The organism is Protofrankia sp. CiP1_Cm_nod3, assembly GCF_982290655.1.
This window is the reverse complement of record NZ_CEVIVD010000040.1, coordinates 32,328-34,014: the sequence shown is the minus strand read 5'-3', so window position 1 is coordinate 34,014 and position 1,687 is coordinate 32,328. Positions and strand designations below refer to the sequence as shown.

The 1,687-nt window shown below is 71.7% G+C and carries 2 protein-coding genes; both read left to right on the top strand.

Annotated elements, in window-relative coordinates; translation table 11 throughout:
* Positions 1 to 471, top strand: a 471-nt coding sequence (locus tag AC5LUJ_RS10425; protein ID WP_493464841.1) for a hypothetical protein, incomplete at its 5' end; no start/stop codon positions are given.
* Positions 472 to 585: 114 nt separating this feature from the next.
* On the top strand, positions 586 to 1,687 hold a 1,102-nt coding region (locus tag AC5LUJ_RS10420; protein WP_493464840.1), incomplete at its 3' end, for a class I SAM-dependent DNA methyltransferase.

Below are 1,687 nucleotides of genomic sequence, written 5' to 3'. Positions count from 1 at the left end.
CGCGTCGGCGGCCGACAGATCGACCGGGTCGTTCTCGCCGGCGCCTACCCGCGTGCCGCGCTCACCCAGCCCGGCGACATCGTCGTCACGACCAGCCCTCGTTTCGGGGCGCATCTCGATGAGAGCGGCTATTCGATCATCGAGTTCCCCGCGCGCGGCCTGCGGCTGACGGACGCGGGGCGCGCCGTTCTCACCCCGCGGGTGCTGGCCGCGTTGCTGGCCGCCGCGGCGCCCGCCGGCCGCGCGTCCGGGGCGGTCCGCGCGCCACGCCGGCTGGAGGACCTGTGTGTCGCCGCGCTGCCCGAGCCGGTCGTGCGCCGGCTCGACGCCCTGCTCGCCCGCGCCGACGCCCGCCGGGCTCATCTACTGTGCGAGCTCGGCATGCTGGACGAGCTGGCCCGGACCACCATCGGTGGGCTGGCGGACGGCACACTGACCCTGATCGCCGCCCCGGACGGCCAGCGCCCCTGACCCGCCGGCCCTGACGACCACCGAGCCACCGAGCAGCCGAGCCACCGAGCAGCCGAGCAGCCGAGCCGTCGCGGCAGCGGAACATCGAGATATCGAGAAGCACCGAGGAGACATATGCCCCCGCGGAAGAAGTCCGCTCCGGCCGGGCCGCCGACCATGGCCGAGTTGCGCGAGACGCTGTGGAAGGCGGCCGACAAGCTGCGCGGCTCCATGGACGCCGCCCAGTACAAGGACTTCGTCCTCGGCCTGATCTTCCTCAAGTATGTCTCGGACGCATTCGTCGAGCGGCGCGAACAGATCCGCCAGGACGTGCTCGCCGACGGGATCGCGCTATCGCGGGTCGAGGATTTCCTCGACGACCCCGACGAGTACTCCGGGCACGGGGTCTTCTGGGTTCCGGAGCAGGCCCGGTGGGAGTTCATCGCGGCGAACGCGAAGAGCGCCGGGATCGGCGAGCTGCTCAACGCCGCGATGGACGCGGTGATGAAGAAGAACCCGCCGCTCACCGGCGTCCTCCCACGGATCTTCAACAGCGAGAGCGTCGACCAGCGCCGCCTCGGCGAACTCGTCGACCTGCTCGGCGACGCCCGGTTCACCGGCCACCGGACGACGGCCCCGCCGTCGGCGTCACCCCCGCCGGGGGAGGACGGCGCGCTGTTCGCCGAACCCGCGCCGGGCGTCCCGGCGGAGGCGGTGACCCGGTCGGCCCGGGACGTGCTGGGGGAGGTGTACGAGTACTTCCTGGAGAAGTTCGCCCGTGCCGAGGGCAAGCGCGGCGGTGAGTTCTACACCCCGGCGAGCGTGGTGAAGCTGCTCGTCGAGGTGCTGGAGCCGTACTCCGGCCGGGTGTACGACCCGTGCTGCGGGTCGGGCGGCATGTTCGTCCAGGCGGAGAAGTTCGTCGCCGAGCACCGCGGGCTCACGCGCAAGGACGACATCGCCGTCTACGGGCAGGAGTCGAACGAGCGGACCTGGCGGCTGGCGAAGATGAACCTCGCCATCCACGGCATCACCGGCGACCTGAGCTCCCGGTGGGACGACACGTTCCACAACGACCGGCACCCGGACCTGCGGGCCGACTTCATCCTGGCGAACCCGCCGTTCAACATGTCCGACTGGGCGCGCACCGTCGACGACCAGCGCTGGCGCTACGGCACCCCGCCGGCCGGCAACGCGAACTTCGCCTGGATGCAGCACATCATCGCCAAGCTGGGCT